Below are 16,808 nucleotides of genomic sequence, written 5' to 3'. Positions count from 1 at the left end.
GCAAACAGCAAGCATGACATGAACCATCACGATCGGGAATCGATACATTATATCCCGTTATTTCAAATCCTTGATCGCACATGACCCGGGGCTTTACCCCGCCAGCGCGTCAAGAGATGGGTCTTTTATGCCTGAAGGTTGCGACTGTCAAAGCTTTTGTCAAAACAAAGCTGATGATGCATAAGTAGCCGATATTATGATGGTTCTTTTCCAAGCTGATCCGACTTGGTGTTGTGCTCCGTATCCGGACTACCTCTTGTATTGCCAAACCCTGCATTCTCCACCTAAAGTGGCTTTTTCCTACGTCAAAATCAGCCGGTTCGGTTTTCCCGACCCCGGTTTCCCCCTTCAACCTGACAATCCAGCCAATAGCATATGCACTGGAACCTCGCCGACATTCTCGACCTCGAATACTTTCTGCGCATGGACGCCGACCAGGACGCAACCCGGTTAAGCAAACGCGACCGAACGATTTTCCTGACAGCGTACAAGGACCAGGAGGCTTTGCACCTCCACACGCCCGAGGACAAGCAACAAGCCCTGTTCACCTGGCTTGGCCATCGAAAGGACCAGGCCCGGGAAAAATCTCAAATCCTTTTTCCCGGACAACTGATTACAGGTACATTGGGCACCGTTGCCCTGTGCCTTGCCTTCTTTGGTCTCTGTGCTGGCGCGTCCATGGCTCTTGCCCTGCTGACCTACACGGGCAAGGCGCCCATCAATATCTTCAATTATCTGCTCGTGCTGATCCTTCCCCAGATCCTGCTGCTACTGGTCCTTGTCGTGGTTTTTGGCTTACGCCAGGTAACCCGCTTTCCCGCCAGCCCCTCTCCCATGCTCGGACTGCTGGGCAGAGCAACCAGTGGTCTGGCCAGACGTTTTGCCTCACGCGTTCTCACAACCCTGTCATCCGCTGACCGCACTGCCTTTCTTGCCACCCTGGGATCAGCTGGTTCCTGGAAACAGACCTATGGCCGTCTTTTTTTCTGGCCGCTGTTCTCCCTGGCCCAGGTCGTTGGCGTCATGTTCAACCTGGGAGCATTGGGAGCGACCCTGATCAGGGTCATGGGATCAGATCTGGCTTTTGGCTGGCAATCAACCCTCAGGATCAGTGGACAGGCCGTGCATGACTTCGTGGCTGCCATTGCCCTGCCCTGGTCCTGGTTTGTGCCTCAGGGCATAGCATACCCCAGTCTGGAACAGATCGCCGGGAGCAAGATGATCCTCAAGGAGGGAATGTACCACCTGGCCACGCCGGACCTGGTTTCCTGGTGGCCGTTTCTGTGCCTTGCCCTGATCTGTTATGGTCTTCTTCCCCGGGTTCTCCTCCTGGGTCTGTCCAGGTATGCCGGAAACAGGGTGGTTCGTGAGCATCCCTTTTCCTCTCCGGACATTGATCGGCTTCTCTTCAGGATGACAACTCCTTTGGTGGAAACAACTCCTCGAGATTTCAAACAAACGACCACCCAGCAGATTGCAGCCCCCTCTTTGCAGCCTGCGCCGGTGGTCCCTTTACCCCGGGATTCCAAGCAGGAGGTCCTTACGGTTCTTGTGCCCGAAGAGCTCGCAGACCAGTGCCCGTTCGAGCAGCTGTACCAGGCCATCCTCCAGGGCACGGGCATCAGTCCTTCCAGCCACGTACTGCTTGATCCCTATGAGCAGGATACGCTTCTTACCCGGCTCCGCAACATGACCTGGCACGAAAATCGGGCCAGAGTGGTCATCCTGCAGGAGGCATGGCAACCGCCCATACGCGAACTCCTTGATTTTGTGACCACGTTGAGCGCGTTGTTCGATCATCCAGCCATGATCACCATCGCCCTCATCGGCAAACCCGCCTCCGAGACAATCTTGACCCCGCCGGACGACGTGAACGCAAAGGTGTGGCAGGATCTGGTCGCCCGCCTCGCCAATCCGACCATTGAGGTCATCAAACTGAGGACAGCCCATGCCTCTTGATATCCCTGAATTCGCCATTATCGGTCACCCCAACGAGGGAAAATCTTCGGTAGTTTCCACCCTGGCCGAAGACGATACGGTTCCCGTGAGCCGGATTCCCGGAGAAACCACCACAAGCCGGGTATACCCCGTGAGCATCGACGGCAGGGAAGTCATCCGGTTCATTGACACTCCCGGATTCCAGAACCCCAAAAAAACCCTGGACTGGCTGCGCGCCTACACGGGCCCGCCCCATGCCATCCTGCATGCCTTTTACCAGGCCCACGTGTCCCTTGCCGAATTCAGGGATGAATGTGAGCTTTTTTTGCCCATCCTGGATAAAGGCGGAATCATTTATGTGGTGGATGGTTCCCGTCCCATGCGTCGGGTAGACAAGATGGAAATGGACATTCTCAGACTCACGGGAAGGCCCCGCATGGCCATAATCAATTGCAAGGATGATGATTTTCGCTATCTGGATGACTGGAAAAGCCAATTCAATCGTCATTTCAACCTGACCAGGATCTTTAATGCCCACAAGGCCACCTACAGCGAGCGCATTGCCTTGCTTGAAAACCTGAAATCCATTGACCAGGACTGGGAACAGGCATTGAGTCTGGTGGTCACAAGTTTCAAAAAAGACTGGGCACAGCGCAATGCCCTCACAGCAGCAACCATCTGTGAACTGATCAAAGAGTGCGCCACCTACACGACCCATACAACGTGCCGTTCAAAAGCCAGAATCCCCGAAATCAAGGAACAACTCCTCTCCCGATTGCAACATCACCTGACAACGGCTGAAACACGATGTCATCAACGGATCAAGCGCCTTTTCAAGCACAATATCTTCAACTACACCCTGCCCGATCAATCCATCCTTCATGAAGATCTTTTTGACCAGAGCACATGGCATGTTCTGGGACTGAAACCCAAACAACTGGCAACGGCTGCAGCCGTCACCGGAGGCAGCATTGGTGCTGCCGTGGATCTTGCAGCAGCCGGGCTGACCTTTGGCATTTTCACGGCCCTTGGCAGTGCCCTTGCAGCCGGATATGTGCTTTGGGACGGAGAACGATTTGCCAAAACCAAGGTCAAGGGCATTGGCCTTGGAGGCTACCAGGTCCACATGGGCCCGGTGGATAACGTGCAGCTCCTGTATATCATGCTGGACCGCGCCCTGCTCTACTACACCCATGTGATCAACTGGGCCCATGCCTTGCGAGACAGTCCCGGCGTGCAAAAAATCGCATCAGGAACCAGGGTGGGATTTTCCAGCACATGGGACAACGAAAAGCGCGGGATTTGCAATGCCTATTTTGCAGCCATCAGACAGGGCAGGGAGAGACAGGAGCCAGAACTTGCATTTCGCAAGATGCTGGAAAACGAACTGGCCCGGATTTCGGAATCGGAACATGACGCATGACAGGCAGCAGATCACCCCAAAACAGTACCGAACTTTACAAAAGGTGAAGCTTATCCCGGATGAAATGGATCTGCCGTACCTACACAATACAAGAGGCCAGGCACTAAATGCCTGGCCTCTTGTATTGAACTCGTCTCAACCATGTTTACAGATCCCTGTTGGGGAAACTCACCATACCTTCAGAACAAACGGTGGAACCAAGTAGAAACAAGGACATGGTCTCAAAAAAGCATTTAACATCCGAACAAGGATTGCAATCTTATCAAAAATGCACATTTCTGCCCAGCAAAGACATTCTTCTCAACTCATCATGGGCAAACATTTCATTATCAACGTATAATTCTTTGTTAAACATCGCCGCGTGACCGCCGATGTGAAATAATTCGTGCTTTTTAAGCATAAAATTCTTGCATGTATAACCTAACAGATTAACATCATGGAACCATCGACAAGCAATATCCAACAGATAATCCCCGCAGGAACCATAGGCACCAAAAGGGTATGCAGTTCCATAAGGCATTGTAACATCTTTATATTGTTTCAGATCAATAAGGCATGAAAACTCATTCACTCGACAGCAGGGCAATGGCCAAGGCTGAGATCTATATTCGTCACAAAAATCTTTGAGATGATACATAAAACCTTTCCAGCCATGGGGTGGAATGGCTTCATGGTACAGGGCTCGTAACTCTTCTATGCTTGGACGATAGTTTAGATACCGGTTGCCGTCACATATATCAGCCCAAAAGGCAGGACAATTGTGACACATGCCAATTTTTCCAATCGCTATATGGCTTCCAATATAAGCTAAATACTTTCCGATGACATCTACATAATGAACAACATCATTATGCATAATATAGATATATCCTGCATCAGAGTTCTCAATGCCATATTGATAGCGCAATCCAAGGCGGACTTCTTCTTTAGCGAATTCATTTGGATCTACAGCATAAACCCAAAACCAATTTTTTGGAGAATAAAATACGATTCTCTTCCTTACATAAAAAAGAAGCTCTTTTAATAGACAAATCTGATTTTTTTTATTTTCTTTTTCCAGTATTATATATACTTTTCTAATATGCTTCCAAGAATACTTAAATAGAGAAAGGATACTTAAAGCTGTCTGATATGGTTTTCCAAAAACGTTAATGACTACATCAACTTTTTTATCCATCCATATACCCGGTACCTTCAAAGAGTGTGAAAAGAATTTAGTCGCAGTGAACACTCGTTATTAACAAATCAACAATGCGGACAATACGAATCAGAGCAGATAACACGGGTTCATGCTCTGATTCGTATTCTCGAGATAAATCCCCCTAAAATTCAAGATGATTCACGGTGCGGGGAAAGGAAATCACATCACGGATATTGCTCACCCCGGTGATGAGCATGAGTAAGCGCTCGAATCCCATGCCAAATCCCGCGTGGGGAACGGTTCCGAAATGACGCAGATCCCGGTACCACCAGTATTCGTCCATGTTCAGGCCCAGTTCCTTGATGCGCATGTCAAGCACGTCCAAACGTTCTTCACGCTGGGAACCCCCAATGAGCTCGCCGATGCGGGGCACCAGGATATCCACGGCCGCGACCGTACGGTTGTCATCGTTAAGGCGCATGTAAAATGCCTTGATTTCCTTGGGGTAATCATACACGGCCACGGGTTTTTTGAAATGCTTTTCCGTAAGGTACCGTTCATGCTCGGTTTGCAGATCCAGACCGAACTCAACGGGATATTCGAACTTGGCTTTGGCCTTTTTCAAAATCTCAATGGCTTCACCATAGGGAAGACGCACAAAATCGTTATCAACAATATTATCCAGAGTGGCAAACAGACTCTTGTCCACGAACCGGCCGAAAATTTCCAGATCATCCCGGCAATGTTCCCGCACGTGATTGATGAGATATTTGGTGCACTCCTCCCCGAGATCCATATCATCGTTCAAATCGGCAAAAGCCATTTCCGGTTCCAGCATCCAGAACTCGGCCGCATGCCGGGGGGTGTTGGAATTTTCCGCCCGAAAAGTCGGGCCAAAGGTATACACATCACCCAGGGCCGTGGCCATGTTCTCGGCAGACAGCTGGCCGGAAACCGTCAGTGATGCCCGTTTTCCGAAAAAATCCTGGCTGAAATCGACCTTGCCTTCCTGCATGGGGATATTGTCGAAATCAAACCCGCTCACAGTGAACATCTCCCCGGCTCCCTCACAATCCGATCCGGTGATCACGGGTGAATGGATGTAAAAAAAGTCCTTGTCCCTGAAATAGGTGTGAATGGCATAGGAAAGTTCCGAGCGGATGCGGGTGATGGCCCCGTATTTGTTGGTCCGGGGACGCAAATGCGCAATGGTGCGCAAAAATTCATCCGAATGACGTTTTTTCTGCAACGGAAATGTCTCGGGATCGGCAAAACCGATCAGTTCAATGGACTGGGCCCGTACCTCCCACTTCTGTCCCTTGCCCGGAGACTCCACCAGTGAGCCCTCAACCTTGACCGATGCCCCGGTGTTGATATCCGGCAGGGTTTCAAACCCGGGGATACCTTCGTCAATGATCACCTGAATATTTTTCAGGCACGAGCCGTCATTGAGCTCCAAAAAGGAAAAACCCTTGGCATCCCTTTTGGTCCGCACCCATCCACACAGGGTCATATGGTCCATGCCGCTCTCGGCCTCAAGGGCCTGGCGCACCCGTGTTCTGTTCATGATCCTACTCCTTACGATAGGGTTCTCTTGTATCCACATCCCGAAATGCTGCGCATTTCAGACTTTTTTCCACGATCAGCCCCAATTGGGCAGACGGACATGAAGCTTTGCCCTGCACCGAATGCCACGCGTTTCCCTAGCCTTGGGTCCTGTCAAATTCAAGAACAAACATGGTTGTCAGGGCAAAAAACGGGCACCAGCCAACGACCCAAACGGCCAGGAACGCACTGGGAGGATCCCTTGCATCCATCCAGATCCCTTGCAGGATCAAAGCATGTTCAACGGGTCAAGATCATAGGTAAAACGCAAATGACGGTCCCGGCCGAAGTGGTGATCCACGGCCGCAAAAAGCTGTCTGATGGCCGGCCAATTGGCGGCCTTGATCAGACATTGGAACCTGAGACGGCCTCGCAGAACCTGCAGGGGAGCAGGTGCAGGTCCGAGAACACGCAATCCGAGGCGGGATGCCTGGTTTCTGATGACCTCGCTGACCTCCTGTAAACGATCACTCCCCTCCTTCCACTCCAGAGGATAACTGACCCGCAGCAAGCCCAGTTTGACAAAGGGCGGATAACCGAACCGCTTGCGCAGCTGGATCTCCTGATCAAAAAACCCGGTGTAGTCGTTGTTTTTGATGAATCCCCAGCAATGGTGTTCCGGATTGCGGGTCTGTATGAGCACCTTGCCCGGCTTTTCCCCCCGCCCGGCCCGGCCTGCCACCTGAACCAGAAGCTGAAAGGTCCGCTCCGTGGCCCGGTAATCCGGGAGATTGAGTCCCAGATCCCCGTCAACAACCACAACCAGGGTCACCCCGGGAAAATGATGCCCCTTGCTGAGCATCTGGGTGCCCACAAGGACCTGTTGCTGCCCCTTGGCAAATGCTTCGAGAATCTGCTCCATCTGTCCCTGACGTCTTGAAGAATCCCGGTCAAGACGGGCGATCCCGGTGCCCTGGGGGAGGGATTTGATCAGAAATTCTTCCAGCTTTTCCGTGCCCGCGCCCACAGGTTGAAAAATCGATCCGCCACAATGATCGCAAATCATGGGAAAGGGTCTGGTGAACCCGCAATAATGGCAGACCATGCGGTTCACATCCTTGTGATAAGTCAGGCTGATCTTGCAATGGGAACATTGGGCAGGCTCTCCGCAGTCTTCGCAATACAGGACCGGTGCATACCCCCTGCGGTTGTGCATGATGATGATCTGGTCCCCGGCAGCCAGAGCCTTGTTCAGTTCCTCAAGACAGGGCGCGGCAAAGGGACCGGCATGGGCCGGAAACGCCTTGAGATCGACCAGTCGGATTTCCGGCAAGGTTGTCCGACCGATCCGGCTGGTCATGGAAACAACGCCGATATCCTCTTCCCTGGCCGCATAAAAGGTCTTCATGTCCGGCGTTGCCGAGCCAAGAACAAGCAGGCCGTTGGATCGTTGGACCCGATAATACCCCACCTCCTTGGCATGATAGACCAACCGCTCATCCTGCTTGAAGGAGCCGTCATGTTCCTCGTCAAGGATGATCAGCCCCGGATCGGGCCCGGGAAGAAACAGGGCCGAACGGGTTCCCACCACAAGGAGGGGAGCAGCGTCTTCGGCCATCCGGGCAAAGGTGGCTTCGCGGGTCTGGGCAGCCTGATACCCATGATACAACAAGACCTCTCCATCCGGGAAAAATCCCTTGGCCTCGGCAAAAAGTTGCAGGGCAATGGCCACTTCCGGCGCCAGAAGCAAAACCCGTTGGCCACGTTCCAGACAAACGCGGGCCAACTCCAGATACACCCGGGTCTTGCCACTCCCTGTGACCCCGTGGACCAGACAGGTGGCCGGAGCAGGTTTGTGCAACAGCCTTGTCAGGGTTTCAAGACCTTGCTGCTGCTCGGACGAAAGAGGGAATGCGTCCGTACATGCCCGAGGAGGTGGCGGTTCAGGCTCGTACGGAGCCGACCGCACGCCAACCAATCCCTTGGCGGCCAGGGATTCAAGTATCTTGGTACTGACACCCGGAACATGTTTGCGGACCTGTGACCAGGAGGCACCGCGATTTTCCCAGAGATAATGGAGAATATCCCATTGGCGCATGGCATTGGGCCGGATCGGCCAGGGCGGATCCTGAACCACGTAGCAGTATTTTTCCGCTCTGGGCGCAGCATACTTTCGGATCATGGTCCCGGCGAGCCACTTGTCGGCAAGCCCCTTGCGGGCTGATGCATCCAGATGGGCAAGGGCAGAAATGGTAAGCTGCGTGCCGGCATGCCTGTCCAGGAATACGGGCTTGGCATCCTTGAGAAAGCGGGGAAGGACATTGGCCAGAACACGCCCGGGGAGTTGGGATTGTCTTAAGGCCAGATCCTGAAGGAGGGCCATGTATTTTTCGTCCAGACAATCCCGGGAACAGGCAGGCCAAAGGACCGTACGCACGCGGAACCCAGATGGTTCGACCCTGGAAGGACCGAGCAGAACTCCGATCCGATACCCTTTGCCCATGGGCACAACCACCACGAGGCCGGCATGCCAGAACGAGGTCGGAAAACAGTCGGGCAGCTCATAGGTCAGCGTTGCAAACGGTGCACTGATGATGGCCACATCCCAGCAGGCAGATTTCATGGGAGCAATCAATCAGCAGCCTGATGACCGGGAAAAGTCCCCTGCCAAAGGGAAAACAAGGGAGAAGATGTCGGATACAGGGCTGTGCCCCGAAATTGGCGATCCATGGCAGACGCGGAAAACAGGCCATCATTGAGGTTTATATTCACCCCGTTCCAGCGAATATGCATTTCCAGGGGGTGTTGACCGTCAACAGCACGCCACATGGTGTGGGGAAGCCAGAAATTGCCGAGTCTCGACCATGCATCCCAGATGAGATCATAACGCACACCCTCTTTGTGCCACATGGCCCGCACGGGGACATGACGTTCCTTGTCCATCCAAAGCTGGGAAGCGTGCATCTGTCCGTCCTCCGCGCCCACAACAAGACAGGGACGATCAATGAGAAACTGGTAGGACATGATGGCGGGATCAATGCCCATGTCCAGCCATCTTCGAAAAGAAAACTGCCAAACCACAAGACCGGGCAGAGGTATCCGCCCGTTGGGAGGAAACACTCTGGTAACGGAATCCCTTGTGCCCAGAGCCGCCCCCACAAGCCGGGGACGTCCCTGAACGGTTTCCACGAACTCCTGGCGCCACAGGTTGCCTTTCACCCAAAGATTGCAGGATACATCAGGATACTTAGGGAACGAAAGAATGGCCTGAAAAGAAGACAAGGGGTGCGTTTCCTTTTCAAGGCTGGCAGCCAGCTCGCCGGGTTCCGGAAAAAAGGCAAAACAGCTGGAGGCCATGGTCATACAACCAAGCACCAGCAATGCTATTGTCAAATGGCCCACGACTTTCATGCAAGACTCCCTGTGCATGGAAACGAAAAAAAGACGATGGTTTCCGGACGATACGCCCGGAAACCATCGTGCCATACGCATACTGCCGCGCGATCAGGACTTGGGTAGCATGGAACGCAGATTTTCGATCAGTTCACCACGCAGCCCCTTGTCCTGAAGGGCAAAATAGATGTTGGCCGAAAGATAATCCACCCAATCTCCCGTATCAAAGCGCTTGCCCTTGAGTTTGACTGCCAGCAGCCTGTTTTCCTTGGCCAGCAGCTGCATGGCGTCGGTAAGCTGAATCTCTCCCCCTTTGCCAGGGGCCAGATTCTCAAGGTGATCAAAAATCTCAGGAGTGAGCACATAGCGTCCGATCATGGCCAGTCTTGAAGGGGCCTCGTCAGGATGAGGTTTTTCCATCATACCGCGCACCCGGAACATGCCGGGAGCAAATTCCTCGGCCTGGAGAATCCCGTATCTGTCGACCTTTTCCCTGGGCACTTCAACCACCCCGACCACGGGCATGTTTTCGGAACGGGCCACCTCCATGAGCTGCTTGATACCGGGATCACGGTCAAAGAGCAGATCATCGCCGACCATAACAGCAAAGGGCTCGTCCTTGATGACTTCCCGGGCGCAAAGGACCGCATGGCCCAGACCGAGCTGTTTCTTTTGACGAACGGAAATGATGTTGACCATCTCGGCCACCTTGCGGACCTCGGCGAGCATGCTCTCGTTGCCAATACGCTTGAGCAGGGCTTCCAGGGCCAGGTTGTAGTCGAAATGGTCTTCGATAATCCGTTTGTTCTGGTTGTTGACGAAAACCACATCCGTGAGACCGGCCTGCATGGCCTCCTCCACCACGTATTGAACCGTCGGCTTTTTGTATACCGGGAGCATTTCCTTGGGAACGTTCTTGGTGGCCGGCAATGACCGGGTGCCCCATCCGGCAACAGGAACAACGACTTTACGGATTTTCATTTGGTATTTCTCCTTTCATGTACGAGAGCAGGTGATCACCCCAAAGCATGAGGGCCACGTGCCAATGAGAATTCGATCATTCAAGGCCACGTTCCACTTCGTGGGCCAGGGTTTGCGTCAAGGCCTCCACCAGGTCTTGATCCTCTCCCTCGACCATGACCCGGGCCACGGGCTCGGTCCCGGAATATCGGAGAAGAACCCGGCCACGGCCCTTGAGTTTGGCCTCGGCATCCTTGACCGCTTGCTGGATGGCAGGGACCTGGTCAAAGGGGACTTTTCGTTCCACATGGACATTGACCAGTTTCTGGGGAAAGGGATGCAAAAGCTCAGCCAATTCCGAAAGAGGCTTGTCGCGTTCCCGCATGATGCGCAAAAGCTGCAGGGCGGCCAGGATGCCATCCCCGGTGGTGCTGTGATTCAGAAAGATGATATGCCCGGATTGTTCCCCTCCAAGGGTCAAACCCTGTTGCCGCATGGTCTCCACTACATACCGGTCACCCACAGGCGTTCGGACGAGACGGCCTCCCTTTTCCTGCATGAACACCTCAAGGGCCATGTTGCTCATGACCGTGGCCGCAAGGGTATTGCCCGGAAGAACACCGCGTTCCATCAGGTCCATGGCACAAATGGCCATAATCTGATCGCCATCCAGGATTTTCCCGTTTTCATCCACCACGATGAGCCTGTCGCCGTCGCCATCCAGGGCCAGACCGATATCGGCTCCGGTTTCAAGGACCTTGGCCGCTGCTACGCCGGGATACAGGGAACCACATTTACGGTTGATGTTCAACCCATCGGGTTCATTGCCCAATTTGAAAACCTTGGCCCCAAGTTCCTCGAAAATGAGCGGAGCGACCTTGTAGGTGGCACCATTGGCACAATCCAGAACAATCCGTATACCATCCAATGTCAATTGGGAGGGAAAGCTGTTTTTCAGATAAACAATATAACGACCCGGACTGTCTTCGAGCTTGGCGGCCCTGCCAACCGCTTCGGGCAAGGGAATATCCCATTTCATGTCCGGATTCATGACCATTGCGGTAATTTCATCTTCCACATGATCCGGCAGCTTGAATCCGTTTTTGTCGAAAAACTTGATTCCGTTATCCATGAAGGGGTTGTGCGACGCGGATATGACCACTCCCAGATTGGCGCGCATGTTCTTGGTCAAAAAGGAGATGGCAGGAGTGGGCATGGGACCGACCATGAACACATCCATGCCTGCGGCGCAAAACCCCGAAGTGAGAGCTGATTCAAAAACATACCCTGAAAGCCGGGTATCCTTGCCGATGAGCACCCGATGCCTGCGGTGCCCCTTGCGAAAATACTGACCCGCTGCCAAACCGAGCCGCAAAACCAGCTCGGGCTGCATGGGAAAAATATTGGCCTGTCCTCTCAGGCCGTCCGTTCCAAAAAGACGTTTGGTCATTCGAGCTCCTTAACCTGCTTCGTTTTCATCGTAACCGTCAGTTTGACTGGTTTTGCCTCGAGCAAAACCGTATCCTCCGGAAGAACTATCTTGTATGTATGCTCATGCGTTCCAGGAGTAAAAGGCGGAACAAGGGCGATTTGCGGTTTGATGGTTTCCCGCCAATTGTCCTGGCGCATCAGATACAGGGGGATGTCGAGTTTAAGCCGGACATGGGTAGGAGAAATGGACACATCAACGCCCTTGGGCGCGTCAATGATAACGGGACGTTTGACCCACATGCTCCTCGTTTTGGGACGCAATGTAAAAAAAGCCGTGACATCGGCCACATCGGTTTCCAATTCCTCTGGTATGTCCAGACCAATGGTCGTCTGCCAGGTTTTGGACATATCAGCCGGCAGGTCCACCTTCTTGGTCAGGACCTTTTCCATATCCGATATGACCGTACTCGCCCCTGTCAGGGTAACGGTTTCGGGTTGGGCAAACGTCCTTGCCATTTCAAAATCAACCGGCAGTTCCCCCTCCCAGGCGATCTCAACGGGGATGGTCCTGGAAACGATTCGATCCACTTCCAGCTCAAGACGGGGAGGGGATATTTCCATGACCTCCAGCGAGGTATTCAGAGGAATGTTTTTCTGGTTGAGCAAAATGGTGTTCGTGCCCAGACGCAGGGAATTCAAATTGGCCTTGTAGGCCAGATGCTGGGTATCCAGCCCCCGAATGATCCCGCTGGCACCGCGCACCCGAATCTGAATACGATTGCGCAGGCCACTGCGAATGACATAGTCATCGGGAAGATCCACGAATTCAAGAGGGATCTCGATCCAGGTATCCACCTTTTCGCTTCCGGAAACCAGATACCAGCAAAAAAAGGCCAAAAACAAAGACAACACACGGTATTGCCAATGTTTCTGCAGTTTATTTAGCCAATGCACTGACGAGAACCCTCTTGAGACGAACCTCTTCAAGGCTCGTGGTTATTTTACCACCAATGGCAACGGAAATGGTGCCACGCTCTTCGGAAACCACAACCGCCAGGGCATCGCTGTCCTCGGTGATGCCCATGGCTGCGCGGTGGCGCGTGCCCAGCGAAGCCCTGTGCTTGAGGCCTACCGCCAGGGGAAGAATGCACCCGGCCGCTGCAATCCGACCATTGCGAATGATCACGGCACCATCATGCAAGGGGGTATCCGGATAAAAAATGGTAAGCAGAAGATCCTTGGTGACAAGGGCACCGATTTCCACACCCCGTTCGACAATGTCCCCCAGAGGGGTGCTCCTTTCAATGACAACAAGCGCTCCGGTCTTGGATCGGCCCATTTCCAGCAGGGCGAGAACCAGCTCGTCGATAACTTCCTTGCCGACATGATCGCGCATCCAGAACCGCCCCGCACCCATGGCCGAAAGGGCTTTGCGAATGTCCTTTTGAAAAAGAATGATGACCACCAGAAAAATGGATCCAAGGAACTGACCCAAGAGCCAGTGCAGCGTGTAAAGCCCGAACACGCCGGAGCTGTAATAGACAATCAGGAGCAGAAAAAGCCCGTAAATCACCGAAACCGCACGGGTCCCCCGGATGAGCAGGATCAGCCTGTAAAAAATAAAGGCGACCAGCACGATATCAACAAGATCCTGCCAGGAGAATTGCAGATTGAGAGAATGCAAGAAATTAAACATGTAAGGACCCGTGAGGATGTGGAAAAAGTACAGGCATCAGCTCATGGCCTGCACAATGGCAAGGGTCTGTCGTGTGGCCTGAACCTCATGCACGCGATGGATGCCAACCCCCCTGGCAGCCAGAAGAGCCGTTGCCACCTGGGTTGCCCTGCTTCGCTCGTTCTTGGCCAAACCGAGCAGATCGCCCCAGAGGGACTTGTTGGACAGCCCCATATAGACAGGACGCCCCAGAACAACAAACCGTTCAATATGACGAAGAATGGCAAGATTGTGCTCAAGGTTCTTGCCAAAACCGATCCCCGGGTCAATGACAATCCGGTCCTCGGGAAGTCCTGAGCGCACCAGCTGGTTCATTTTCTTCTCAAAATAGTCCAGAAGCTCGCCCACCACATCGGAATAGGCAGGGCTTTCCTGCATGGTCCCCGGTGGTGCCGGGGTATGCATGAGAACATAGCCGGGTTTGTACTGAACCACAACATCCCTGAGCGCATTATCAAAAGAATATCCCGAAATGTCGTTGACAACGGCCACGCCTGCGTCCAACGCTTCCCGAGCCACTTCTGCCTTGTAGGTATCTATGGATATCACCAGCTCGGGCCTTGCTTCAAGAAGCTCCCGAACAACCGGAAGGACCCGATCCTTTTCGCGCCCGGCAGGCACGTACTGCGCACCCGGCCGCGTGCTTTCCCCCCCCACATCAATAATATCGGCTCCCTGGCCGTGCATGCTCAGACCGGCTTCCACGGCCGATCGCGTCGAGTCGTGTTTACCGCCGTCGAAAAAGGAATCCGGGGTAACATTGAGAATACCGGCCACGATAAAGGGGGCAGGGCCAACGACCCTGCCCCCTTTCACAGTCCATACGGTTTGCATACCCGAATGCGTCATGATCAGCTGTCATCCTCTTCCAGAGCAAAATCATCATTTCCCTTGGATTCGCGGGTATCGTCCTGCGCATCACCGCGGGTTGCCCTGGCAATAACCTCGGGAGAGGCCAGAGTCTTTCCTTCCATGATCAAATCAACTTCCTTGCCGGTCAGCGTCTCCCGCTCCAGCAGGGCTTCGGCCAAACGGTGCAGGGTGTCGAGATGCTCCTCAAGAAGTTCCTTGGCCTTGGCATGTCCCTGGGTGACAATCCGCTTGATCTCGGAGTCAATGATCTGCGCGGTCTGTTCACTGTAATTCTTGTGGGACATCATGTCTCGGCCAAGAAAGACCTCGCCTTCACCTTCGGTCATGGAGATGGGACCGAGTTTTTCGCTCATGCCCCATTCGCACACCATCTTTCTCGCGGTTTTGGTGGCCCGTTCAATATCATTGCCCGCGCCAGTGGTGACCTGGCCAAGAACGATTTCCTCGGCCACACGACCGGCCAGAAGGACTGCCATATTGTTTTGCAGATAGGTCTTGGAATAACCGTGACGATCATCCTCGGGAAGCTGCATGGTCACGCCCAGGGCCCGGCCGCGGGGAATGATGGACACCTTGTGAACCGGATCCGTACCAGGCAGCAGCCTGGCCACCAAGGTATGCCCGCCCTCGTGATAGGCAGTGGTCTTCTTTTCTTCGTCGCTCAGAATGAGGCTGCGGCGCTCCTTGCCCATGAGGACCTTGTCCTTGGCCTCTTCAAAATCGCGCATATACACCTGGTCCTGATCAAACTTGGCAGCGCCAAGGGCGGCCTCGTTGACAAGATTCTCCAGATCCGCTCCGGAAAACCCGGGTGTTCCCCGGGCCAGGACTTCAAGATCAACCTCGTCGGAAAGCGGCACGTTGCGGCTGTGTACCTCGAGAATACGCTTGCGCCCCTTGAGGTCCGGGCTGGGAACAACCACCTGTCGATCAAAACGACCCGGCCGGAGAAGCGCGGGATCAAGAACATCAGGGCGGTTGGTAGCCGCAATGAGGATGACGCCCTCATTGGACTCGAATCCGTCCATTTCCACGAGCAGGGCGTTCAGGGTCTGTTCCCGCTCATCGTGACCGCCGCCAAGACCAGCTCCACGCTGTCGGCCCACGGCATCAATCTCGTCAATGAAAATAAGGCAGGGGGCGTTCTTCTTCCCCTGGATGAACAGATCACGCACCCGGGCCGCACCAACACCGACAAACATTTCCACAAAATCCGAACCGGAAATGGAAAAAAAGGGAACGCCGGCCTCTCCGGCAACCGCTCTGGCCAGCAGGGTCTTGCCCGTGCCCGGAGGGCCTACCAGAAGAACACCCTTGGGGATTCGTCCACCCAGTCGGGTAAACTTTTTGGGATTACTCAAGAAGTCAACAACTTCGCTCAGCTCTTCCTTGGCTTCGTCCACTCCGGCCACATCCTCGAAAGTGACCTTGGTCTCTTCCTGGGTTACCATCTTGGCCCGGGATCGACCAAAGGACATGGCTTTGCCCCCGCCGCCCTGCATCTGCCGCATGAAAAAAATCCACACGCCAATAAGCAACAGCATGGGAAACCAGGAAACAAAAATAGTCATGTACCAGGGAGCTTCTTCCTGAGGCTGGGCCTCCACCTGGACATTGTTCTTGACCAGGGTATCCACAAGCTGGGGGTCGTCCGGCGCATACGTGGAAAACATCTGATCACTGATCAATCGTCCAGCGATCTTGGGACCCTGGATCTTGACGCTCATGACCTCGCCGCTTTTGACCTTGGCAAGAAATTCCGTGTAGGTCAGTTTGAATTTGGGCGCCTGCGGCTGGTTGAAAAGATTGAACAGGACAACCATAACCAGCGATATTGCGGCCCAGAGCAAAAGATTCTTGGAAAAACTGTTCAAGCTTCACTCCTTCTTGGAACCTGTGAGATGACAAGCCATTCTGCCATTTCCTGCGGCAAAGCCTGACGTTCTCATGAAAACATGTCGTTCAATGACGGCCTCGGACCTGACAAGCATGCTCGCCCCATATGGCCGGGAGGGACATCGGCATCCATCGAAAACAATGATGTACATATCATAAATTCAGGACAGGGACCAGCCCTCAAGGCACCATGAATTTTATGAACGGGGCACAGGGCGTATTTATTAAGGTTCCAAATTGAAAAGGCAAGCAAAATTTCCGGACCGGAAAAACCGGTCAAGGCCCAATTCTCTCCTTGAAAAACGTATAACATCCTGCTAGTGAACTCTCCTTCATGAACGGGGAAGCGTTTCGTCACCGGTGTGGCGCCTGGACTTCAAATCCAGTGGACGGTCGAGAGGTCGTCGGTAGGTTCGACTCCTATACGCTTCCGCCATAACGAGCTCAAAGCCCGGTCATCCGGGCTTTTTTTG

Annotated in this window: 12 protein-coding genes and 1 tRNA gene; 3 read left to right on the top strand and 10 right to left on the bottom strand. The window is 53.6% G+C overall.

All coding sequences use genetic code 11. From position 1 onward, the window contains the following. The first annotated feature begins 375 nt into the window (after positions 1–375). Positions 376–1,959, top strand: coding sequence for a DUF2868 domain-containing protein (locus tag DPF_RS02135; RefSeq protein WP_069857220.1), 1,584 nt, complete (start codon positions 376–378; stop codon positions 1,957–1,959). Continuing rightward, on the top strand, positions 1,949–3,361 hold the full coding sequence (locus tag DPF_RS02130) for a GTPase/DUF3482 domain-containing protein (RefSeq protein WP_069857219.1): 1,413 nt from the start codon (positions 1,949–1,951) through the stop codon (positions 3,359–3,361). Before DPF_RS02135 ends, DPF_RS02130 begins: the two co-directional genes overlap by 11 nt. Positions 3,362–3,623: 262 nt before the next feature. Here the strand turns inward: DPF_RS02130 and DPF_RS02125 are convergent, their stop codons facing one another. The 10 genes from DPF_RS02125 to ftsH all read right to left on the bottom strand — a co-directional run bounded on the left by DPF_RS02125 (position 3,624) and on the right by ftsH (position 16,313). Continuing rightward, positions 3,624–4,538, bottom strand: a complete 915-nt coding sequence (locus DPF_RS02125; protein WP_069857218.1) for a hypothetical protein — start codon at positions 4,536–4,538, stop codon at positions 3,624–3,626. Positions 4,539–4,683: 145 nt separating this feature from the next. Beyond that, entirely contained in the window at positions 4,684–6,069 is a 1,386-nt protein-coding gene (gene asnS, locus DPF_RS02120; RefSeq protein WP_069857217.1) for an asparagine--tRNA ligase, read from the bottom strand. 267 nt (positions 6,070–6,336) lie between these two features. Then, on the bottom strand, positions 6,337–8,670 hold the full coding sequence (gene priA / locus DPF_RS02115; protein WP_069857229.1) for a replication restart helicase PriA: 2,334 nt from the start codon (positions 8,668–8,670) through the stop codon (positions 6,337–6,339). Positions 8,671–8,678: 8 nt separating this feature from the next. After that, a complete protein-coding gene (locus DPF_RS02110; protein WP_069857216.1) occupies positions 8,679–9,458 on the bottom strand; it encodes a hypothetical protein in 780 nt (259 codons plus the stop codon). Between the two features lie 93 nt (positions 9,459–9,551). Next, positions 9,552–10,421, bottom strand: coding sequence for a UTP--glucose-1-phosphate uridylyltransferase GalU (galU, locus tag DPF_RS02105; protein WP_069857215.1), 870 nt, complete (start codon positions 10,419–10,421; stop codon positions 9,552–9,554). 76 nt (positions 10,422–10,497) lie between these two features. Then, the gene (glmM, locus tag DPF_RS02100; RefSeq protein WP_069857214.1) at positions 10,498–11,850 is read right to left on the bottom strand and encodes a phosphoglucosamine mutase; all 1,353 of its coding nucleotides are present in this window, start codon (positions 11,848–11,850) and stop codon (positions 10,498–10,500) included. After that, on the bottom strand, positions 11,847–12,743 hold the full coding sequence (locus DPF_RS02095; RefSeq protein WP_141721038.1) for a CdaR family protein: 897 nt from the start codon (positions 12,741–12,743) through the stop codon (positions 11,847–11,849). The genes glmM and DPF_RS02095 overlap by 4 nt, the downstream gene beginning before the upstream one ends. Positions 12,744–12,768: 25 nt before the next feature. After that, the gene (gene cdaA, locus DPF_RS02090) at positions 12,769–13,527 is read right to left on the bottom strand and encodes a diadenylate cyclase CdaA (RefSeq protein WP_069857212.1); all 759 of its coding nucleotides are present in this window, start codon (positions 13,525–13,527) and stop codon (positions 12,769–12,771) included. A gap of 36 nt (positions 13,528–13,563) precedes the next feature. Beyond that, positions 13,564–14,415, bottom strand: coding sequence for a dihydropteroate synthase (gene folP / locus DPF_RS02085; RefSeq protein ID WP_069857211.1), 852 nt, complete (start codon positions 14,413–14,415; stop codon positions 13,564–13,566). A 2-nt stretch (positions 14,416–14,417) separates the two neighbouring features. After that, positions 14,418–16,313, bottom strand: a complete 1,896-nt coding sequence (gene ftsH / locus DPF_RS02080) for an ATP-dependent zinc metalloprotease FtsH (protein WP_069857210.1) — start codon at positions 16,311–16,313, stop codon at positions 14,418–14,420. Positions 16,314–16,677: 364 nt separating this feature from the next. On the opposite strand from ftsH, the gene DPF_RS02075 reads away from it, so the two are divergent. Further along, positions 16,678–16,771 (top strand) — tRNA-Sec (locus DPF_RS02075). The last annotated feature ends 37 nt before the right edge of the window (positions 16,772–16,808 follow it).

Origin of the sequence: Desulfoplanes formicivorans, assembly GCF_001748225.1 — a bacterium.
Classification (GTDB): Bacteria; Desulfobacterota; Desulfovibrionia; order Desulfovibrionales; family Desulfomicrobiaceae; genus Desulfoplanes; species Desulfoplanes formicivorans.
This window is presented reverse-complemented; position numbering and strand designations above follow the sequence as displayed.